Raw genomic sequence first — 21,324 nt, 5'->3', positions numbered from 1 at the left:
CCCGGGCCCAGGCGGTGGGCGACGGGTGGCCGGACGACCGGAAGAGGGAGGAACCCGCGTGACGCGTAGGACGGTTCGGATCGCCATGAACGGCGTGACCGGTCGCATGGGCCACCGCCAGCACCTGGTCGGGTCGATCCTCGCCATCCGGAAGCAGGGCGGCCTGGATCTCGGCGACGGCTCGGTGCTGTGGCCCGAGCCGGTCCTCGTCGGCCGGCGCGCCCACGCGCTGAAGGACCTCGCCCACCGTCACGGGCTGGAGAAGTGGACCACGGACCTCGGCGCCGTCCTCACCGACCCCGACACCGGCATCTACTTCGACGCGCAGGTCACGACGGGCCGCGAGCGCGCCGTGCGTGCCGCGATCGCCGCGGGCAAACACGTCTACTGCGAGAAGCCCACGGCCACCGGGCTCGACGGCGCCCTGGATCTGGTCCGGCTCGCGGACGCCGCCGGCGTCAAGCACGGCGTCGTCCGGGACAAGCTGTTCCTGCCGGGCCTGCTCAAGCTGAAGCGGCTGATCGACGGCGGATTCTTCGGCCGGATCCTTTCCGTGCGCGGCGAGTTCGGCTACTGGGTCTTCGAGGGGGACTGGCAGCCGCCCCAACGGCCGTCCTGGAACTACCGGTCGAAGGACGGCGGAGGCATCGTCGCGGACATGTTCCCGCACTGGGAGTACGTGCTGCGCGAGCTCTTCGGCGCCGTACGCACCGTGCAGGCCCATGTCGCCACGCACATCCCGTCCCGCTGGGACGAGCGGAGCACACCCTACGACGCGACGGCCGACGACGCGGCGTACGCCGTCTTCCAGCTCGACGGAGGAGTGGTCGCGCAGATCAACTCCTCCTGGGCGGTACGGGTCCACCGCGACGAACTGGTGGAGTTCCAGGTCGACGGCACGGAGGGGTCGGCCGTCGCCGGACTCCGCAACTGCCGTGTCCAGCACCGCTCCACGACCCCCAAGCCCGTCTGGAACCCCGACGCCCCCGTCACCGAGCGCTTCCGTGACCAGTGGCAGGAGGTCCCGGACAACACGTGCTTCGACAGCGGGTTCAAGGCGCAGTGGGAGCTCTTCCTGCGGCATGTCGTGCTCGACGAGCCCTGGACCCACGACCTCCTCTCGGGCGCGCGCGGAGTACAGCTCGCCGAACTCGCCCTCAGATCCGCCGCGGAGGGGCGCCGCCTCGACGTACCGGAGCTGACACGCCCGGGGCCCGGCACGGGAACCGCCGCCCTTCCACGGGCAGCCGCAGCCCCTACCGCCGGTGCCGCGAGGACTCTCCGGTGAGGACCCTCCCGTGATACGGCTCCCCGGTGCTGGGGGAGCACTGCGCCCATACGAGCCGCGGCCCGACCCCGCCCCCTGCGTCACCGCATCGGCGGGCGATCCCAGGCACGGCCCGCGGGGCCGGGCGGCCGCGCCCTTTGTCTCCCGTACGGTCTTCGCCGCCGCCCATGTCGTCGCAGATCCGTTCGCGGACACCGCCCCCGGCGGCCCCGCCGCCCTCGACTGGGACGCCACGCTCGCCTTCCGCCACCACCTCTGGTCCCATGGTCTAGCCGTGGCGGAGGCCATGGACACTGCCCAGCGCGGCATGGGCCTGGACTGGCCGGCCGCCGCCGAACTGATCCTGCGGTCGGCGGCCGAAGCCCGCGCGGTCGGCGGCCGTATCGCCTGCGGTGCGGGCACCGACCAGCTCACCGGGTCCGCCGCGGGCCTCGACGGCGTGCGGGCCGCCTACGAGGAGCAGCTCGCATGCGTGGAGAGCACCGGTGCCCAGGCCGTCCTCATGGCCTCCCGCGCCCTGGCCGCCGCGGCCCGCGGACCCGACGACTACCTCGCGGTCTACGGCGATCTGCTGCGCCAGGCCGCCCGTCCCGTCATCCTCCACTGGCTGGGCCCGATGTTCGACCCGGAGCTCACCGGCTACTGGGGCAGCGCGGACCTCGACGCCGCGACCCGTACGTTCGTGGAACTCGTCGCCGCCCACCCCGGCAAGGTCGACGGCGTCAAGGTCTCGCTGCTGGACGCGGGACGCGAAACCGCCCTCCGCCGACTGCTCCCGGACGGCGTCCGCGTCCACACCGGCGACGACCTCCACTACCCGGAGCTGATCGAGGGCGACGCAGACGGCTTCAGCCACGCCCTGCTCGGCATCTTCGACCCGCTGGCGCCGCTCGCCGCCGAGGCCGTACGCGTCCTGGACACCGGGAACGCCCGCGGCTTCCGCGCCCTGCTGGACCCCACCGTGGAACTCTCCCGGCATCTGTTCGGACCGCCGACCCGCTTCTACAAGACGGGAGTTGTGCTGCTGGCCTGGCTGGCAGGCCACCAGCCGCACTTCGCACTGGTGGGCGGACTGCAGTCGGCCCGCTCCCTCCCCCATCTCGCGCGCGCCTACGAACTGGCCGACGGTCTCGGCCTGTTCCCGGACCCGACGCTGGCCGAAGCCCGCATGCGGTCCCTGCTCGCGCTGTACGGGGTGGAGGGATGAGCGACGTGCGCCCGCCAGGACTGGAGCGGCTGAGCATCAATCAGGAGACCGTCCGTCAGTGGTCACTCCCCGAACTCGTCGACGGCTGCGCCAGGGCCGGAGTTCCGGGGATCGGTCTGTGGCGCGCGCCGGTGGCGGAGTACGGGGCGGGACGTGCGGCCAGGCTCGTACGGAATGCCGGACTGGCCGTGACGAGCCTGTGCCGCGGGGGATTTTTCACCGCGGCGGACCCGGCCGCCCGGGCGGCCGCGCTGGAGGACAACCGGGTGGCCGTCGACGAGGCCGCTGCGCTCGGCACGGGGACCCTGGTCCTGGTGTCGGGCGGACTGCCCGAGTGCAGCCGCGACCTGGCCGGCGCTCGCGAGCAGGTCGCCGAGGCACTGGGGGAGTTGGCACCGTACGCGGCCGGCCGCGGCGTGCGGCTGGCGATCGAACCGCTGCACCCGATGTACGCGGCCGACCGCTGCGTCGTCTCGACCCTGGCGCAGGCGCTGGACCTCGCCGAGCGCTTCCCGGCCGAGCGGGTCGGGGTGGTCGTGGACACCTACCACCTGTGGTGGGACGACGCGGTGGCCGGGCAGATCGAACGGGCCGGACGCTGCGGCCGGATCGCGTCCCTCCAGCTCGCGGACTGGGTGACACCGCTGCCCGAGGGTGTGCTGCTGGGGCGCGGGCAACTGGGGGACGGCTGCGTGGATCTGCGCTGGTTCCGGGAACGGACCGACGCGGCGGGGTACGAAGGCCCGGCCGAGGTCGAGATCTTCAACCCGGCGCTGTGGGCGCGCGACGGGGACGAGGTCGTCGCCGAGGTCGTGGAGCGCTACGTACGGCACGTCCTGCGGGCGCCCGCGGAGGAGTGAGGGCTGAGGGCTCGGGGAGGATCGGTTCGCCTGTGGGGGGTGGGGGTTTGCGGGGGATGGGAGTGCCTGTGGGGGTGGGGGTTTGCGGGGGATGGGCCCGCCTGTGCGGGTGGGGGTTTGCGGGGGATGGGCCTGCGTATGGGGGGTGGGGGTTTGCGGGGGATGGGCCTGCGTGTGGGGGGTGGGGGTTTGCGGGGGATGGGCCCGCCTGTGGGTCGGGGTGCGGGGGATCGCGACGCCTGTGGGTGGGTCCCGCCCGCCGTCACTTCCGGGCTCTCCGGTGGTCGGCGATGACCGACAGGACGACGGGGAGCAGGAGTTCGAGGGCACGGGACACGGAGTCGACCGGGAGCCCGGTCCGTTCCGCCACGGCGACTGCCGTTGGAGCGGAGATCCTTCCCATGACTCCGGCGAGCGTCCCCTCCCCGGTCGATGCGGGGAGGGCCGAGACGGTGGCCTCGACGACCGTCTCCGCGCCGCGGGGGTCGGTGCCGAGCTCCCCGGCGAGTTCCCGGAGGCGGTCGTCGCCGAGCTCGGAGAGAACATCGCTCAGCAGAGATTCGTCCCTCATGCGTCAAACGCTACGGTGCGCGACTGCTGTCGGCACGTCGGGTGACAAAACAGTAACTGCCGGGAACCGTGCAACCCTTCTCGCCCCTCGTGGGTCGTACTCCCGTCAGGCCTCCTGTGGAGGGCCCGAGGGGGGAGATTCCGGGAGGCCTGGGGGTGGGGAACCACGAGGGGGCCCGGCTGACGAGCCGGGCCCCCTCGATGTGGGACACCGGAGTGCGGGGCCAGCCGTCGCCGGCTGCATCCCCGCGCGGCCCCCAGGGAGAGTCTGTCCGTCCTGTGTATCCCTTTCATGGCGCAGGAGGTGCCGGGATCTCGTCCGCCGTCGGGAACGACTCCTGCGCCCCGGCCCTCGTCACCGCCGCCGCCCCGACCCGTACGGCGAACCGCACGGCCGTCTCCAGGTCCTCGCCCGACCCCAGCCGCCACGCGAGCGTGCCGGTGAAGGCATCGCCCGCGCCCGTGGTGTCCACGGCCTTCACGGGCGGGCTCGGGACCCGTACGGACGTCCCGTCCGCGGCGGTCACCAGTGCCCCGTCCGCGCCCAGTGTGACGACCACGGAGCGGGGACCGAGGGCCGTCAGTGCGGACGCCCACGCCTCCGGCTCGGACGAACCCGCCTCCGGCCGGTCGCCCAGCAGGAAGCGCGCCTCGTGCTCGTTGACGACCAGGGGGTCGCAGGCGGCCAGGACGTCGGCGGGCAGGGACGCGGGCGGGGAGGCGTTGAGCACCACGCGGGTGCCGGCCGCCGCGGCAGCACGTACCGTCGCCGCGATCGTCTCCAGCGGGACCTCGAGCTGCAGCGAGACGACGGCGGCGGCCGTCAGCCGGGCCGCGTCCGTCACATCGGCCGGTGCAAGACGGGCGTTCGCGCCAGGGGAGACGACGATGCTGTTGTCGCCCGCCGGATCCACCGTGATGAGGGCGACGCCCGTGGGCGCTCCGCCGGTCAGAACGGCGTCGGTGTCCACGCCCGCCACGCGCAGCGACTCCAGCAGCAACCGGCCGTGCCCGTCCTCGCCGACGCGCGCGAGCAGCGCCGTACGGGCGCCGAGACGGGCGGCGGCGACCGCCTGGTTGGCGCCCTTTCCCCCGGGGTGGACGGCGAGGTCCGAGCCGAGCACGGTCTCGCCCGCGGCGGGGCGGCGGTCGACCCGGACCACCAGGTCGGCGTTGGCCGAGCCGACCACCAGCAGGTCGTACGTCTGCATCGTTGTGCCTTCTCTCCGCTCGTCGCCGATCGTCCCGTCCGGTCGTTCCCCGGTCGTCCCGTCCGGTCGTTCCTTCCAGTGGTTCCGTCGGTCGTCCCCATCCGGTCGTTCCTTCGTCCCGGCCATCCGTTCATCCTTCGCGCTGCCGCGGCGGGCATCGTCGACCGCCGCGTGTGCTCGCCGGTGCCGTTGTCCACAGGGCTGACGGGCTGTCGGCGCGGGGCGATACCGTCGGGGCCATGGTGCAGCTTGCCGTGGTCGAAGGGGTCCTGGAGCGGATCACCTATGCCAACGAGGAGAACGGCTACACGGTGGCCCGCGTCGACACCGGCCGTGGCAGCGGCGACCTGCTGACCGTCGTCGGCTCGCTGCTCGGGGCGCAGCCGGGCGAGTCGCTGCGGATGGAGGGCCGCTGGGGCTCCCACCCGCAGTACGGCCGCCAGTTCACGATCGACAACTACACGACGGTGCTGCCCGCGACCGTCCAGGGCATCCGCCGCTATCTGGGCTCCGGTCTCATCAAGGGCATCGGGCCGCGCATCGCCGAGCGGATCGTCGACCACTTCGGCATCGACACGCTCGATGTCATCGAGAAGGAGCCGGAGCGGCTCATCGAGGTTCCGGGCCTGGGGCCGAAGCGCACCAAGCTGATCGGGGCCGCGTGGGAGGAGCAGAGGGCCATCAAGGAGGTCATGGTCTTCCTCCAGGGAGTGGGGGTCTCCACCTCCATCGCCGTCCGGATCTACAAGAGTTACGGCGACGCATCCATTTCAGTGGTGCGGAATGAGCCGTACCGCCTGGCTGCGGCCGTCTGGGGCATCGGCTTTCTGACCGCCGACCGGATCGCGCAGGCGGTCGGCATTCCGCACGACAGTCCCGACCGTGTCAAGGCGGGCCTGCAGTACGCCCTTTCGCAGTCCGCCGACCAGGGGCACTGCTATCTGCCCGAGGAGCAGCTCATCGCGGACGCGGTCAAGCTGCTCCAGGTCGACACCGGTCTCGTCATCGACTGCCTCGGCGAACTGGCCCAGGGGGAGGAGGGCGTGGTCCGCGAGTCGGTCCCGGGCCAGGAAGCTGTGTCCACCGGTTCGTCGGCCGCGGGTGAGGGGGAGTGGGAGGGCGAGCCGGTCACCGCGGTCTATCTGGTGCCGTTCCACCGGGCCGAGATCTCCCTGGCCGGGCAGCTCATGCGGCTGCTGCGCACGGACGAGGACCGGCTGCCCGCGTTCCGCGACGTGGACTGGGAGAAGGCGCTGGCGTGGCTGGCGCAGCGTACGGGTGCGGATCTGGCGCCGGAGCAGCAGGAGGCCGTCAAGCTGGCGCTGACGCGCAAGGTGGCGGTGCTGACGGGCGGTCCGGGGTGCGGCAAGTCCTTCACCGTGCGGTCGGTGGTCGAGCTGGCCCGCGCCAAGAAGGCCAAGGTGATCCTCGCGGCTCCGACGGGCCGGGCGGCCAAGCGGCTCGCGGAGCTCACGGGCGCCGAGGCGTCCACTGTCCACCGGCTGCTGGAGCTGAGGCCGGGCGGGGACGCGGCATACGACAAGGACCGTCCGCTGGACGCCGACCTGGTGGTGGTCGACGAGGCGTCGATGCTTGATCTCCTGCTTGCCAACAAGCTGGCGAAGGCGGTGCCGCCGGGCGCCCACCTGCTGATGGTGGGGGATGTGGACCAACTCCCGTCCGTGGGAGCGGGGGAGGTGCTGCGGGATCTGCTCGCGCCGGACAGCCCGGTGCCCGCAGTCCGGCTCACCCGCATCTTCCGGCAGTCCCAGCAATCGGGGGTGGTCACCAACGCCCACCGCATCAACTCCGGTGTCCCGCCGATCACTCAGGGACTGCCGGACTTCTTCCTGTTCGCCGAGGACGACACCGAGGAGGCCGGGCGGCTGACCGTCGACGTGGTCGCCCGCCGGATCCCGGCGAAGTTCGGGCTCGACCCTCGCCGCGACGTCCAGGTGCTCACCCCGATGCACCGGGGACCTGCCGGCGCCGGGACGCTCAATGGCCTGCTGCAGCAGGCCGTCACCCCCGCCCGACCGGATCTTCCGGAGCGGCGGTTCGGTGGTCGGGTCTTCCGTGTCGGCGACAAAGTCACCCAGATCCGTAACAACTATGAAAAAGGCGCAAATGGTGTCTTCAATGGCACGGTCGGCGTCGTGACGTCACTCAACACGGTGGACCAGCGGCTGACGGTGATGACGGACGAGGACGAGGAGGTTCCATACGATTTCGATGAGCTGGACGAGCTCTCCCATGCCTATGCAGTGACGATCCACCGCTCGCAGGGAAGCGAATATCCGGCCGTGGTGATCCCCGTCACCACCAGTGCATGGATGATGCTGCAGCGCAATCTCCTCTACACGGCGGTCACGCGGGCGAAACGCCTGGTTGTGCTGGTCGGCTCGCGGAAAGCTCTCGGCCAGGCGGTGCGTACGGTCTCGGCCGGACGGCGCTGGACGGCACTCGATCACCGGATCAGCGGGGCGATCGGGAGCGGGAGCCGCGCCCCACGCGTTTCCTAAAACAGGCGAAGAGGAGCAGGATAGGGCCGCACGCGCGGCACTGCGTGCCATCCGTGGGCCTTGCGGCCGACCCCGAGTGCACGACCCCGTGCCAAATGGGGGAAGGTAGAGATAGTCAGGGCACCTCGAAAAAGAGGCACAACGTCGGTGAGGGATGACGTGAGCGACAACTCTGTAGTACTGCGGTACGGGGACGGCGAATACAGCTACCCGGTGGTCGACAGCACCGTCGGCGACAAGGGTTTTGACATCGGGAAGCTCCGCGCCCAGACCGGTCTGGTGACCCTGGACAGCGGTTACGGCAACACCGCTGCGTACAAATCGGCCGTGACCTACCTCGACGGCGAGAAAGGCATCCTGCGCTACCGCGGCTACCCGATCGAGCAGCTCGCCGAGCGCAGCACCTTCCTCGAGACCGCCTTCCTGCTGATCAACGGTGAGCTGCCGACGGTCGACGAGCTGGCGACCTTCCGCGAGGAGATCACCACCCACACGCTGCTGCACGAGGACGTCAAGCGGTTCTACGACGGCTTCCCGCGCGACGCGCACCCGATGGCGATGCTGTCCTCCGTGGTCAGCGCGCTGTCCACCTTCTACCAGGACAGCCACAACCCGTTCGACGAGACGCAGCGTCACCTCTCGACCGTCCGCCTGCTCGCCAAGCTGCCCACCATCGCCGCGTACGCCTACAAGAAGTCCGTGGGCCACCCCTTCGTGTACCCGCGCAACGACCTCGGTTACGTCGAGAACTTCCTGCGGATGACCTTCTCCGTGCCGGCCGCCGAGTACGAGCTGGACCCCGTCGTCGTCAGCGCCCTCGACAAGCTGTTCATCCTGCACACCGACCACGAGCAGAACTGCTCCACCTCCACCGTGCGCCTCGTCGGCTCCTCGCAGGCGAACATGTTCGCCTCGATCTCCGCGGGCATCAGCGCGCTCTGGGGCCCTCTCCACGGCGGCGCCAACCAGTCGGTGCTGGAGATGCTCGAGGGCATCCGGAACTCCGGCGGCGATGTCGACACCTTCATCCGCAAGGTGAAGAACCGCGAGGACGGCGTGAAGCTCATGGGCTTCGGCCACCGCGTCTACAAGAACTTCGACCCCCGGGCGAAGATCATCAAGGCGGCGGCGCACGACGTTCTCTCGGCGCTCGGAAAGTCCGACGAGCTGCTCGACATCGCGCTCAAGCTCGAGGAGCACGCGCTGGCCGACGACTACTTCGTCGGGCGCAAGCTCTACCCGAACGTCGACTTCTACACCGGTCTGATCTACCGGGCCATGGGCTTCCCGACCGAGATGTTCACAGTGCTGTTCGCGCTCGGCCGGCTCCCGGGCTGGATCGCCCAGTGGCACGAGATGATCAAGGAGCCGGGTTCCAGGATCGGCCGCCCGCGGCAGATCTACACCGGCGTGGTCGAGCGCGACTTCATCCCGGTCGAGAAGCGCTGACCCTCGGCTGCACGGTGCCGGCCCGCCACGATGGCGGGCGGCCCCGGCCGCTGCGCCGGCCGCGGCGTCAGGTGGTGGCCGCGGCATCGAGTGGTCACAAAGGTCAGAAGGCGCCCCGCCCGATCGATCCCCCCACGGGTCGATCAGCGGGGCGCCTCCCATTCCCGGTTCGGATTCCCCCCACGGGATCCGGCCGGGCGTCTCATTTCCCCCCGGCGCACCGTTGGTGCGCCGTGCGATCTGCCGGGACCCGTACGGACGGGAGGGCCGCTCAAAGCTCCCCGCGCACGTGCCCCGGCCACGCTGACCCGGCTCGTCCCCCAAGACGGAACCTGGTCTGGATCGATGCCTCACCCCGCCGGGAGTGTGGCATCGCACTGGTTAGACTCGCGACCCCCCAAGAAGGTTACGTTCGCTCCTCTGTGATCTGGGTCTCTTGCCATAACCGCACTAAAACGGGCAAGAGCCTCGATCTGGAGATCGAGGCCCCCTCGTAAGAGTGCTGTGACCCATGTGGGGATTATGTAAAAGTCCACGGCCGTTGTGAAGGTGCTGGAGTCATCTGAAATTTCTGAGTCTCAGGCTGTTGGTCACGACGAAGATCGACGAGAACGCCATCGCCGCCCCGGCGATCATCGGGTTGAGGAGCCCGGCAGCGGCCAGCGGCAGCGCGGCGACGTTGTAGCCGAAGGCCCAGACGAGGTTCCCCTTGATCGTCGCGAGCGTACGGCGGGACAGCCGGATCGCGTCGGGGGCCGTCCGCAGATCGCCCCGTACCAGCGTGAGATCGCCCGCCTCGATCGCGGCGTCCGTGCCCGTGCCCATGGCCAGGCCCAGGTCGGCGGCCGCCAGCGCGGCCGCGTCGTTGACCCCGTCACCGACCATGGCGACCACCCGTCCCTCGCGCTGGAGGCGCCGGACGACGTCCACTTTCTCCTCGGGCAGCACCTCGGCCATGACCTCGTCGATACCCACTTCGCGGGCCACCGACTCCGCCACGGCCCGGTTGTCGCCGGTCAGCAGTACCGGGGTCAGCCCCAGCCGGCGCAGCCCGGCCACGGCCTCCGCGCTCGACTCCTTCACGCCGTCCGCCACGGTCAGCACGCCCCGCGCGCGGCCGTCCCAGGCAACGGCGACCGCCGTTTGCCCCTCGGCCGCGGCCGTGTCCATGGCAGCGGCCAGCCGCTCGGGCAGTTCGACGGCCCTCTCCTCGAGAAGCCTTCCACGGCCGACAAGGACCTTCCGGCCCTCGACGACACCTTGGACGCCGAGGCCGGCCACGTTCTCGAACACCTCGGGAGCGGGCAGCGTCCCCTCCCGCTCGACGGCGGCCGCGGCGATGGCCCGGCCGACCGGGTGCTCCGAGGCGTGCTCCAAGGAGCCCGCGAGCCGCAGCAGTTCGCGCTCCGCCGCCGTGCCGCCGCCGTCCACGGCCTCGACCTCCTCCTGCGCGGTGACGGCGTCCCCGTCCGTAGTGACGGCGTCCCCCTGCGTGGTGACGGCGTCCCCGTCCGTAGTGACGGCGTCCCCCTGCGTGGTGACGGCGTCTCCGTCCGTAGTGACGGCGTCCGCCTGCGCGGTGACGGCGTCCCCCTCCGTAGTGACGGCGTCCGCCGTGACGATTTCCCGTACGGCCATACGTCCGGTGGTGACCGTGCCGGTCTTGTCCAGGACCACGGTGTCCACGCGTCGTGTCGACTCCAGCACCTCCGGGCCCTTGATCAGGATCCCGAGCTGAGCGCCCCGGCCTGTACCGACCATGAGTGCAGTCGGAGTGGCGAGACCGAGGGCGCAGGGACAGGCGATGATCAGTACGGCCACGGCTGCGCTGAAGGCGGCTGTCACGCTGTCGGTGAGCAGCAGTCGGCCGACGAGTGTGCCGAGTGCGACGACCAGCACAGCCGGCACGAACACCCCGGAGATGCGGTCGGCGAGACGCTGCACCTCCGCCTTGCCGTTCTGGGCGTCCTCGACGAGCCGCGCCATCCGCGCGAGCTGCGTGTCCGACCCGATGCGGGTGGCCTCGACGACCAGTCGGCCCGAGACGTTGACGGTGCCGCCGGTGACATTCCCGTCCACGGTCACGTCCGCCGGAACCGATTCGCCGGTCAGCATCGAGGCGTCGACCGCAGATGCGCCTTCGACGACCCGGCCGTCCGTGGCGACCTTTTCCCCGGGCCGTACGACGAACCGGTCCCCAACCGCCAGCCGTGCGACGGGAATCCGCTCCTCTCGGCCGTCGGGGTGGAGCAACGACGCGTCCCTGGCACCCAGTTCGAGCAGCGCGCGCAGCGCGGCGCCCGCCCTGCGCTTGGCCTTCGCCTCCAAGTAGCGGCCGAGCAGCAGGAACACGGTCACCCCGGCCGCGACCTCGAGGTAGATGGACGACGACCCGTCCGTGCGGGCGATCGTCAGGTCGAAGCCGTGCCGCATCCCTGGCATGCCGGCGTGGCCGAGGAACAGCGCCCACAGCGACCACCCGAAGGCGGCCAGTGTCCCGAGGGAGACGAGGGTGTCCATGGTGGCCGCGCCGTGCCGGGCATTGGTCCAGGCGGCCCGGTGGAAGGGCAGGCCTCCCCACACCACGACCGGCGAGGCCAGAGTCAGGGACAGCCACTGCCAGTTGTCGAACTGCAGGGCCGGGACCATCGCCATGAGGACGACGGGTAGGCCGAGCAGCATCGCGATCGTGAACCGACGGCGCAGTGCGGCTGTTTCGCCGTTCCCGTCCCCGCGGTTGTTCCCGTTCCCGCCGTTCTCGGCCCGTACGGGGGGCTGAGCGCCCGCCTGCGCCCCTGGGGCGGGCCGATCGGAGGGTTCGGGCTCCGGCTCGGCCGGAGGCGGCGGTGCGGCCGTGTAGCCGGTTCTCTCCACGGTGGCGATGAGGTCCGCGACCCCGAGCCCGCCGCCGTACGTCACGACGGCCTTCTCCGTGGCGAAGTTGACCGTGGCCGAGACGCCGTCCATGCGGTTGAGCTTCTTCTCCACACGTGCCGCGCAGGCCGCGCACGTCATGCCGCCGATGGCGAGTTCGACCCGTGCGGTGCCGGGGTTGGCGGGCGCCGGCCCGGTCACGGTGGCGGGCTCTGCCGCGGTCACGGGTCCTGTGGAGGACGCGTTCGTCGCCGGCGGGACGCGGGAGGCGTGCGCTGTCCTGGTCATGCGCCCTCCTCTACGAGGCCGTGCCTACGAGCTCGTACCCCGCCTCGTCCACCGCTGCACGGACGGCCTCCCCGGGGAGCGGGGCCGCGGAGACGACGGTGACCAGGCCGGTGGCGGCGACGGCCTCGACGGACGCGACGCCCTCGAGGGCCGAGAGTTCTTCGGTCACGGCTCCTTCGCAGTGGCCGCAACTCATGCCCGTGACCTGGTAGGTGGCGGTGACTGGACCGGTCGTCGTCTCGATGGTCATGGTGCTCCCCTTGCTCGTGCGTGTGGTACGGGTGGTACGCGTTCCGGATTCCACTGTACCCCTAGGGGGTATCTGCCCCGCAGGCTGCCCCACCCTTTCCCGAGTAGGCTTTGTGGTGATTAGCCCCAGATCTGTCGGCTTTGCCCCTCCTCGGGGTTCGAGGCAGATGCTGCGGCTCCCTGCTGAGGGGCGGCCGACATGGAAGTGCTCTGGATCTACGGAGTCCTCGCGCTCACCACTGCCCCGCCCCTCCTGCCCAACTCGGGCCTCCTGGTGACGGCCGGGGTTCTCGCGTCCCGCGGGAATCTGGACCTCGCCGTCGTGCTCCTCGTGGTGGCGGGCAGTGCACTCGTCGGCGATCTCCTCATGCACGCGTCCGGTCGGAGGTTCAGTGATCCGGTACGGGGGTGGATGGGGCGCAGTCGCAGGCGCTGGGCGCTGCTTGAGTGGCTGGCCCTGCGGCTCGAACGGCGCGGGGTGCCGTTCGTGGCTGCTGTGCGATTCCTGCCCAGCGGGCGGCTGGTCGGCGGACTGGCGGCGGGCGTGGTCGGCTACCCGGCGCGGCGCTACCTGATCGGCGCGGGCGTCGCCGAGGCGATCTGGGCCACGTACACGGTGGGGCTGGGATATCTGGGCAGTGCGGCCTCGGGTAATCCGTTGTACGCGGCAGCCATCGGGATCGGGGTGTCCGCGGTGGTGGCCGCGGTGGGTGGTCTGGTGCAGGCGGCCGTGCGGTGGCGCCGCGCGCTGGAGCCGGCTCGGTCGCCGGAGCCGGCGCGGTCGTCCGAGCCGGTGGGGTCGCCCGACGTGGCTGGGTCGCCCGAGCCGGTGGGGTCGCCCGACGTGGCTGGGTCGCCCGAGCCGGTGGGGTCGCCCGAGCTGGAATGCCGTGGTGCGGTACCTGAGCCGGGAGCGGCCGAGGGGCTCGTATGGGATGGGGCGCCGGCCCCAGTGGACAGGCCGGCGACCGTAGGCGGCCCGGTGGGCGGGGGTGCTCAGGTGCGCCCGTCCTGGCCGCTGGATCCGTGCGGGCCGGCGGGGCCGTCCGGGCAGGGACGCTGGCCGGCGCCGGGCGCGGTGCTGGGCCGTCGTACCGTACGGGGCCCGGGTCAGTGCCGGGCGCCGTCCCCCGCGGAGGGCAGGTCCGCCGCCCCGCCTGCCGGATCGCAGCATCCGGCTCCGAGGACGGGCTCCAGGTAGCGGTACATGGACGCCTTCAACTCGGCGACGTACGCCTTCCGTTCGGCCCCCTCGTGGGCAAGTACCAGCTCCAGGCCTGCCTTGAACAGGGCGAACGCCATCGTGGCCGTGCGAGTCCGCTGAGCGGCGGGCATGGCCGGGACGTAGACGGAGATCAGCTCCCCGACGCGGGTGAGCAGGGATTCGTGCAGCGCGTCGTGATCCTCGGCGAGCTTGCCGGGGATGTCGGAACTCTTGATCAGGGCCAGGAGCGCGGGGTTGCGGCAGTTGAACTCGATGAGCGGATCGAGGACCGCGTCGAGCATCTCGGCGAGCGGCAGCGCGGCGTTGGCCTCGGTGAACACCTGGGTGTGGGCCTCACGCATCCGGTGGAGGAAGCGGTCGCCCAACTCCACCGCGATGGCTTCCTTGTTGGGGAAGAACTGGTAGAGCGTTCCGGGCGAGACGCCCGCTTCGCGTGCGATCGCGTTGGTGCTCGCGGCTGTGTAGCCGACCTGGCCGAACACGTTGGCCGCGGCCTCGAGGAGCTGCGTCATGCGGCGCTCGCCACGGGCCTGACGGCGGCGCGGCCTGGTCGCGGCCTCGTCGCGGCTCACGCTCGTTCCGTCCTCAGCCGCTCCGGCCTTCGTCACGCGCCATCCCCAGCTTTCGGTTTCGGTTTGACAAACGCGAGTGGTCGCTCGCATTCTTGGCTAACGCGAGTGAGCGCTCGTGTTTGCAGTTTACGTGCTGCCAAGGGGGAAGGGGACACCTGCGTCATGCCTGCTGTCAACCGCGAGACCGGGGGGTGGACCCGGGTGGTCACCGCCCGGCCGCGGCTCTCGCTGCTGCTTGCTCTGCTGTTCACCGCTCTGGCCGTGGTCGCCGGGAGCGGGGTCGCCGACCGCATGGGCAGCGGCGGCTGGGAGGCTCCGGACTCCCAGTCCTCGTATGCGACCAAGGCGCTGGAGCGGGAGTTCCCGGCGTCGCAGCCCAATCTGATCCTTCACGTCGACAGTGGTGGCAGGCGGGTGGACGACCCGGCCGTGGCGGCCGAGGGAGAGCGGCTGGCCGAGCGGCTCGCGGGGGAAAGGTCCGTCGCGGGCGTCACGTCCTACTGGCGGACGCAGTCCCCGGGGCTGCGCGCCGAAGACGGCCGCGAAGCGCTGATCATGGCCCGGATCGCCGGCGACGAGAATGCGACGGCGGACGTCCTGGACCGCATCGCGAACGAATTCCGCGGCCGCCAGGGTCCGGTGGAGGTCTCGCTCGGCGGTCCCGTGGCCGTGCGGCACGAGCTGCAGACCACCATCCAGGAGGACCTGCTGCGTGCCGAGGCGATCGCCCTGCCCGTCACGCTCGTCCTGCTGGTGATGGTCTTCGGCAGCGCGGTAGCCGCTCTGCTGCCCCTGGCCGTCGGCATAGTGGCGATCCTGGGAACCAATGCGGTGCTGCGCGGCATCACCGAGTTCACCGACGTCTCGGTCTTCGCCCAGAACCTCACCACGGCACTGGGCCTCGGACTCGCCATCGACTACGCCCTGTTCATCGTGCGGCGCTTCCGTGAGGAGCTCGCGGCCGGTGCCGAGCCGCTGCCGGCCGTCGGCGCGACGCTGCGCACCGCGGGCCGCACCGTGTTGTTCTCCGCGCTCACCGTCGCCGTATCGCTCGCCGCGATGCTCGTCTTCCCGCAGTACTTCCTGCGCTCCTTCGCTTACGCGGGGATCGCCGTCGTGCTGCTCGCCGCGGCGGCGGCCCTGGTCGTCCTGCCCGCGGCACTGGTGCTGCTGGGGGACCGGGTCAACGCGCTGGATCTGCGAAAGGTGCTGCGGCGCGGACGCCCGGCACCCGGGACCGGCAAGGACGCCGGGGCTAGCTGGGCGCGCACGGCCCGGCTGGTGATGCGCCGCGCCCCGTTCTTCGCCGGGGCCACCACGGCCGGCCTTGTGTTTCTCGGACTGCCCTTCCTCGGCGTGAAGTTCGGCACGGCCGACGACCGGCAGTTGCCGGAGACGGCCGAGTCCCATGTCGTGCAGCAGCACATCCGCGACGACTTCCCCGGCCGTCCGGGCGGCACCATGGAGATCCTGGCCGAGGGCAACCCCTCGACCGCCCGGCTCGCCGACTACAGCAGCCGGATCTCCGAACTCCCGGGCGTGCTGAGGGTGGACGGGCCCACGGGGCAGTACGTCCGCGGCGAGCGCATCCGGAAGCCGGGCCCCGCGGAGGCGGCCCGCCGCTCGGGGGATGTGGCGCAGATAAGCGTCGCGCCGAAGAGCAAGGCGGTGGACACCGCGAGTCAGCAACTGGTGCGGGACATCCGGGCCGTGGACTCCTCCGTGGACGCCTCGGTCACCGGCACCGCGGCCGTCCTCGTCGACTCCAAGGACGCGATAGCGGACCGTCTTCCATGGGCGGTCGCCATCATTGCCGTCGTCACGCTGCTGCTGGTGTTCCTGCTCACAGGCAGCGTGCTGATACCCCTTCAGGCCGTCGTGCTCAACGCCCTGAGTCTCACGGCGATGTTCGGTGCCCTGGTGTGGGTCTTCCAGGACGGCCATCTGTCCGGTCTGCTGAACTTCACATCCACCGGAGACATCGAGACCACCCTGCCGGTGCTGATGTTCTGTGTCGCCTTCGGACTCTCCATGGACTACGGGGTGTTCCTGCTGTCCCGGATCAAGGAGGAGTACGACAGAACCGGTGACCACCAGGGCGCGGTCGTCTTCGGCCTCCGGCGCACCGGCGGACTCATCACCGCGGCCGCGATCATCCTTGCCGTCGTCATGGTGGCCATCGGCACGTCCCGGGTGACCAACACCAAGATGCTCGGACTGGGTATCGCCCTCGCCGTCCTGATGGACGCCATGGTGGTGCGGAGTCTTCTGGTCCCGGCGGTCATGCGGCTCACCGGACGGGCGACATGGTGGGCGCCCGGTCCGCTGCGCCGGCTGCACGCCCGAATAGGCCTGAGCGAGGGGGAGAGCGCGGCCGCCCCAGCATCCGGGACCGCCTCCGGCCCGGATGCCGGATCGGCTCCGACCGAGGAGTCCGAGGAGCGCGACCCGGTGGGCGCAGGCCACCGGTAGCGGGACGGCGGGCTCTCCGGGGCCGGCGGTTTTGCTCCCGGACCATCGGGCGGAGACCGGCGAACCTGCCCCCTGGGACCGGCGATTCGGGACCCGCGGTTCGGGACGCGGTTCGCAAGCCGCGGTTCAGGGCCGGCCGACCAGGGCCGGCCGACCAGGGCCGGCCGACCAGGGCCGGCCGTCCAGGGCCGGCCCGTCCAGGACGGGCCGCTCAGGTCGAGCGAGTTCAGGGCCGGCCGTTCAGCCCGTAGGTTCAGGCTCGAACGAGTTCAGGGCCGGCCGTTCAGCCCGTCGGTTCAGGACGCCCGTTCAGCCCGACGGTTCGGGACCGGCCCGCCAGGGCGGGCGGTTCGAGATCCACGGTCCGGCGGCGGGTCGGCTCGGACCGGCGGGCCTACTCTGAGCCCGCCGCCCTACTCCCGGGCCCGCCGCCCACGGTTCCCCGGTCGCCGGGAGACCCAGGCGCGGATCGTGTCGGCGAACCAGTAGGGCTTGCCGGACTCGACGTGGTCGGGTGGCGGCAGCAGCCCGTGCTTGCGGTAGGACCGCACGGTGTCGGTCTGCACGCGGATGTGTGCGGCGATCTCCTTGTACGACCAGAGCCGACGGTCGGTCATCTGAGCACCTCCTCGCGGCCGCCGCGGCGCGGCCCTTGGGGGAGCCGGTGGGGCGCTGCGACGCAACCGCTCGTGATCAGTCAGCCTGCGCTCCGTCAACGATGCGGATCGGGAACCAGGGAGGGGCTGTGGTCCGGCTGTGACGGGAATCGCGTGGAGTGGTGACAACCGTGGCACGGGCGGGACCCGGAGGAGGTGACGAGTCCGTACAGATCCGGTCAGGCGAGGTCGGCGAGTTCCTTCAGCAACTCGGCGGGCCGAACCGGCCGGTGTTGCATTCGTGACACTTCGCAGGCCTCGGCGACCAGCAGGGCGTGCAGGGCATCCTTGCCGGAGCAGGGATTGGGGGCCGCGCCGCTCGCCGCCCGTACGAACGCGGCGAGTTCGGCACGGTAGGCCGGGGCGAAGCGCTCCAGAAAGCCGGTCCACGGGCGGGCGGGAGGTTCGGGGCCGTCCGGCTCCGCGGAGGTGAAGGGGGTGCGGGCGTCGAGACCGACGACGAGCTGGTCGCGCTCGCCGGCGATCTCCATGCGTACGTCGTATCCGGCGCCGTTGTAGCGGGTGGCGGTGGCAGTGACCAGGGTGCTGTCGTCCAGGGTGAGCAGCGCGGCCGCGGTGTCGACGTCACCGGCCTCACGGAAGAACGCCGCACCGCCATTGGCTCCGGTCGCGAACACCTCGACGACCTCACGGCCCGTCAGCCACCGTACGGCGTCGAAGTCGTGCACCAGGCAGTCCCGGAAGAGTCCGCCGGAGAGCGGGAGGAAGGCGGCGGGGGGCGGGGCGGGGTCGGAGGTCACGGCCCGGATGGTGTGCAGCCTGCCGAGTCGCCCTTCGGCGACGGCCTCCTTGGCCGCGATGTACCCCGCGTCGAATCGCCGCTGGAAGCCCATCTGCAGCAGGGTTCCGGCGGCTTCGACCTCCCTCAGGGCCCGTACGGTCCCGGGCAGGTCCAGGGCGATCGGTTTCTCGCAGTATGCGGGCAGCCCCGCACGGGCGGCCCGGGTGATGAGTTCGGCATGGGATGCCGTCGCGGTGGCGATGACCACGGCGTCGACACCGTCCGCGAAAACGGCGTCGACCGACTCCGCGGCCAGCGCGCCGATGCGGTGTGCGACCTCGCCCGCGCGGGCGCTGTCCACATCCCCGATCAGTACGTCGTCAACACCGGGCGTCGCCTTCAGCACTTCGGCGTGGAAGGCGCCGATCCGTCCGGCGCCGAGGAATCCGATCCGCATACGTCAGCTCCCATGGCGGAGTAGGTGGTTGTCGGGCAGGTCTTTCGCTGCCGGGCATCCGGGGCCCGGGCACCCCGCGGCGGGGGTGCGGGGCCTTGGACATCCCGCGGCGGGGGTGTGGGGCCTTGGACATCCCGCGGCGGGGATGTGGGGCGCTGGACATCCCGCGGATAGGACCCGGGACGCCGGACATCGCGCCTTGGGGGCCCGGGGCGCCGGGCATCCCGCGTGGGCGGAGCATCGTGCCGGCCTGCCGGGCGCAGCCATCGCCGGGTCAGCGGTAGAGCGCCGGCCGTTCGGTCAGCAGCGTCGGCGTTCGCTCGCCGGTGGCCTGGGCCCGTACGCCCGCCTCGCAGACCGCGGCGGCCGCGTAGCCGTCCCACACGCTGGGCCCTTCCACTTCGCCCCGGCGCGTTGCATCCACCCACCGCTGCACCTGCCGGTCGTAGGCGTCCTCGAAGCGGGAAACGAAGTCCATGTCGATGTCGCCGCCCCAGCGGCCCGCCGTGCTGGTGACCATCGCGTGCCCGTCGCCCACCCGCGCGCTGCCGGACTCGCAGACCGCCTCGCACTGCACCTGGTAGCCCCAGCCGCAGTTCACAAAGATCTCCACGTCGACGACCGCGCCGCCCGAGGTCTCGAAGAGCACCAACTGCGGGTCGCTCAGCCCGTCCGGGGCGGCGCTCGACGGGAGCGGGCGGAGCACCGTAACCGCCGTGATCTCCTGCTCCAGCAGCCAGCGGGTGGTGTCGATCTCGTGCACCACCGAGTCGTTGATCATCATCTGGCTGGTGAAGCCGGGCGGGGTGGAGGCGTTGCGGTGCCGGCAGTGCAGCATCAGCGCCCGCCCGAACCGCCTGCTGTCCAGCAGCGCCTTGAGTTCCAGGTACTCGGCGTCGTACCGGCGCATGAAACCGACCTGTACGCGCCGGCGTCCCAGCTTCTGCTCCGCCTCCAGAACGCGCAGTGCGGAGGCGGCGTCGGGCGTGAGCGGCTTCTCGCACAGCACCGGCAGATCGTGCTCGAACGCCTGGAGCAGGGTGGCCTCGTGCGCGGGCCCCGGCGAGGCGATGAGGAGTGCGTCGACGTCGGGGGAGGCCATGGCGGCGGCCGCATCGTTGAACGCGGTGCACCCCTCGATCCCGTCGGCGAGGTGCTTGGCCCGCTCGGCGTCGATGTCGACGACGGCGGCGACCCGGGCCCCGCTCGTCACGGAGTCGATCCGGCGGACGTGGTCGGCGCCCATCCTCCCGGTGCCGATGACGGCGACGCCGAGCGTTCCCTGCTTGGTCATTGGTGTCCCTCGAGAAGTCGTGGCTGATCTGCAGTGTGCGGGCATCGGGCCCGTCCCGGGTGTTTCCCCGCTTCGGCACCCCGGTGTTTCGCCCGGCCGCCGGACCCTGGCGCTCTCCCCGGGCGGGAAGCCCGGCCGCCGGGCCCCGGCTTTCCCCGGGCGGGAAGCCCCGCCGCACGACCGTTGCGCGCGGCCGGTGTTACCTCCCGGTCGACCGTTGCCCGCGGCCGGTGTTACCTCCCGGTCGACCGTTGCCCGCGGCCGGTGTTACCTCCCGGTCGACGCGCTCTATGCGCCGCAGCTCCGCAGGAAGCGCCGGGTGCGTTCGGCGATCGGGTACGGCTGGTCCGGTGGACACGGGTACATGTCCTGCTCGACGATCGCGAAGAGGTCGACGCCCAGGCTCTGCGCGGCCGCGAGGACGGGTTCCAACTCCGGTACGCCCCTGGGCGGCTCGCACATCACCCCCCGCTGGACGGCCGGCCCGAACGGGATCTCGTTGGCGACGACATCGGCGAGGATCTCCGGGTCGACTTGCTTGAGGTGCAGATAGCCGAGCCGTTCCCCGTACGTCTCGATGAGCTTGACACTGTCGCCGCCGCAGTACGCGTAATGCCCGGTGTCCAGGCACAGGCTGACCGCGTCGGGGTCGGTTCCGTCCAGGAAGCGGGCGACGTTTGCCTCGCCGTCGATATGGGTGTCGGCGTGCGGATGGACCACGATGTCCAGCCCGTAGTGCTCGCGCACTTCTCGCCCCAGCCGCTCCATACCCGAGGTCAGATCGCGCCACTGCCCGGCGTCGAGCACCGGGCTCTCGAGGACCTCCGCGGTCTTGTCGTCGCGCCAGAAGGACGGGATGACGACGAGGTGCCCGGCACCCATGGCGCGGGTCAGCTCGGCCACCTGCGAGACGTGCTCCCAGGTCGCGTCCCAGACGGCGGGACCGCGGTGCAGCGAGGTGAAGACCGTGCCCGCCGAGACCTTCAGCCCCCGCCTGTCCGTCTCGTCGGCGAGCCGGGCGGGGTCGGTGGGCAGATAGCCGTACGGTCCGAGTTCGATCCAGGAGTATCCGGCCTGCGCGACCTCGTCCAGGAAGCGCTGCCAGGGGACTTGCCGGTCGTCGTCGGAGAACCACACCCCCCAGGAGTCGGGGGCGGAGCCGACCCGGATCCGGTCGAGGCTCGGAACGGGGGACGGGGACTGGCTGGCTGTCATGCCGCGTAGCCTCCACCTCGCTCCGATGAGTGTCAAGAGTTCGTCCTGACATAAGGACGTAACGTCAATGCGGTTCGACCGTCTCGGCTTCGTGTTGCACCGCGGTCGCCCCACTCGCAGGTCAGTATGTAAGGACAAACTATTGACAGTGTCCGGCGGTCAGGGCTAGACCT

General features: G+C 71.3%; 15 protein-coding genes and 1 pseudogene. 7 read left to right on the top strand and 9 right to left on the bottom strand.

What is annotated here, in order from left to right:
- Nucleotides 1–58: 58 nt before the first annotated feature.
- The 3 genes and pseudogenes from AB0M26_RS18150 to AB0M26_RS18140 all read left to right on the top strand — a co-directional run.
- Nucleotides 59–1,201 (top strand): annotated as a pseudogene (locus AB0M26_RS18150) (Gfo/Idh/MocA family oxidoreductase); the annotation flags it as partial.
- 97 nt (nt 1,202–1,298) lie between these two features.
- Nucleotides 1,299–2,495: a dihydrodipicolinate synthase family protein gene (locus AB0M26_RS18145; protein ID WP_365261816.1), complete on the top strand. Its 1,197-nt coding sequence runs from the start codon at nt 1,299–1,301 to the stop codon at nt 2,493–2,495.
- On the top strand, nt 2,492–3,355 hold the full coding sequence (locus AB0M26_RS18140; RefSeq protein WP_365261813.1) for a sugar phosphate isomerase/epimerase family protein: 864 nt from the start codon (nt 2,492–2,494) through the stop codon (nt 3,353–3,355). The genes AB0M26_RS18145 and AB0M26_RS18140 overlap by 4 nt, the downstream gene beginning before the upstream one ends.
- Nucleotides 3,356–3,617: 262 nt before the next feature.
- Here the strand turns inward: AB0M26_RS18140 and AB0M26_RS18135 are convergent, their stop codons facing one another.
- The gene (locus AB0M26_RS18135; RefSeq protein ID WP_365261811.1) at nt 3,618–3,926 is read right to left on the bottom strand and encodes a DUF937 domain-containing protein; all 309 of its coding nucleotides are present in this window, start codon (nt 3,924–3,926) and stop codon (nt 3,618–3,620) included.
- Between the two features lie 289 nt (nt 3,927–4,215).
- The gene (locus tag AB0M26_RS18130; RefSeq protein WP_365261880.1) at nt 4,216–5,136 is read right to left on the bottom strand and encodes a ribokinase; all 921 of its coding nucleotides are present in this window, start codon (nt 5,134–5,136) and stop codon (nt 4,216–4,218) included.
- Between the two features lie 239 nt (nt 5,137–5,375).
- Between AB0M26_RS18130 and AB0M26_RS18125 the strand changes: the two genes are divergently transcribed.
- Together AB0M26_RS18125 and AB0M26_RS18120 are read left to right on the top strand one after the other, a co-directional pair.
- Nucleotides 5,376–7,658, top strand: a complete 2,283-nt coding sequence (locus AB0M26_RS18125; protein WP_365261809.1) for an ATP-dependent RecD-like DNA helicase — start codon at nt 5,376–5,378, stop codon at nt 7,656–7,658.
- Between the two features lie 159 nt (nt 7,659–7,817).
- Nucleotides 7,818–9,107 carry a citrate synthase gene (locus AB0M26_RS18120; RefSeq protein WP_365261807.1) on the top strand — a complete coding sequence of 430 codons (1,290 nt, stop codon included), beginning with the start codon at nt 7,818–7,820 and terminating at the stop codon, nt 9,105–9,107.
- Nucleotides 9,108–9,665: 558 nt separating this feature from the next.
- Here the strand turns inward: AB0M26_RS18120 and AB0M26_RS18115 are convergent.
- Together AB0M26_RS18115 and AB0M26_RS18110 are read right to left on the bottom strand one after the other, a co-directional pair.
- A complete protein-coding gene (locus AB0M26_RS18115; protein ID WP_365261804.1) occupies nt 9,666–12,269 on the bottom strand; it encodes a heavy metal translocating P-type ATPase in 2,604 nt (867 codons plus the stop codon).
- A 10-nt stretch (nt 12,270–12,279) separates the two neighbouring features.
- Nucleotides 12,280–12,519 carry a heavy-metal-associated domain-containing protein gene (locus tag AB0M26_RS18110; protein WP_365261801.1) on the bottom strand — a complete coding sequence of 80 codons (240 nt, stop codon included), beginning with the start codon at nt 12,517–12,519 and terminating at the stop codon, nt 12,280–12,282.
- Between the two features lie 198 nt (nt 12,520–12,717).
- On the opposite strand from AB0M26_RS18110, the gene AB0M26_RS18105 reads away from it, so the two are divergent.
- Nucleotides 12,718–13,719 carry a VTT domain-containing protein gene (locus tag AB0M26_RS18105; protein ID WP_365261798.1) on the top strand — a complete coding sequence of 334 codons (1,002 nt, stop codon included), beginning with the start codon at nt 12,718–12,720 and terminating at the stop codon, nt 13,717–13,719.
- Here AB0M26_RS18105 and AB0M26_RS18100 read toward each other — a convergent pair.
- A complete protein-coding gene (locus AB0M26_RS18100; RefSeq protein WP_365261877.1) occupies nt 13,629–14,255 on the bottom strand; it encodes a TetR/AcrR family transcriptional regulator in 627 nt (208 codons plus the stop codon). The genes AB0M26_RS18105 and AB0M26_RS18100 overlap by 91 nt on opposite strands.
- Before the next feature lie 222 nt (nt 14,256–14,477).
- On the opposite strand from AB0M26_RS18100, the gene AB0M26_RS18095 reads away from it, so the two are divergent.
- On the top strand, nt 14,478–16,787 hold the full coding sequence (locus tag AB0M26_RS18095; RefSeq protein WP_365261795.1) for an MMPL family transporter: 2,310 nt from the start codon (nt 14,478–14,480) through the stop codon (nt 16,785–16,787).
- Between the two features lie 413 nt (nt 16,788–17,200).
- Here the strand turns inward: AB0M26_RS18095 and AB0M26_RS18090 are convergent, their stop codons facing one another.
- The 4 genes from AB0M26_RS18090 to AB0M26_RS18075 form a co-directional block, all read right to left on the bottom strand.
- Nucleotides 17,201–17,404 carry a MerR family transcriptional regulator gene (locus AB0M26_RS18090; protein WP_365261792.1) on the bottom strand — a complete coding sequence of 68 codons (204 nt, stop codon included), beginning with the start codon at nt 17,402–17,404 and terminating at the stop codon, nt 17,201–17,203.
- Nucleotides 17,405–17,622: 218 nt separating this feature from the next.
- On the bottom strand, nt 17,623–18,642 hold the full coding sequence (locus AB0M26_RS18085; protein ID WP_365261789.1) for a Gfo/Idh/MocA family oxidoreductase: 1,020 nt from the start codon (nt 18,640–18,642) through the stop codon (nt 17,623–17,625).
- Between the two features lie 274 nt (nt 18,643–18,916).
- Nucleotides 18,917–19,936: a Gfo/Idh/MocA family oxidoreductase gene (locus AB0M26_RS18080; protein WP_365261786.1), complete on the bottom strand. Its 1,020-nt coding sequence runs from the start codon at nt 19,934–19,936 to the stop codon at nt 18,917–18,919.
- A gap of 288 nt (nt 19,937–20,224) precedes the next feature.
- Nucleotides 20,225–21,151 (bottom strand): sugar phosphate isomerase/epimerase, encoded by a 927-nt coding sequence (locus tag AB0M26_RS18075; RefSeq protein WP_365261783.1) that lies wholly within the window; start codon nt 21,149–21,151, stop codon nt 20,225–20,227.
- Between the last annotated feature and the right edge of the window lie 173 nt (nt 21,152–21,324).

This window comes from Streptomyces sp. NPDC051776 (assembly GCF_040681345.1).
Classification (GTDB): Bacteria; Actinomycetota; Actinomycetes; order Streptomycetales; family Streptomycetaceae; genus Streptomyces.
This window is presented reverse-complemented; position numbering and strand designations above follow the sequence as displayed.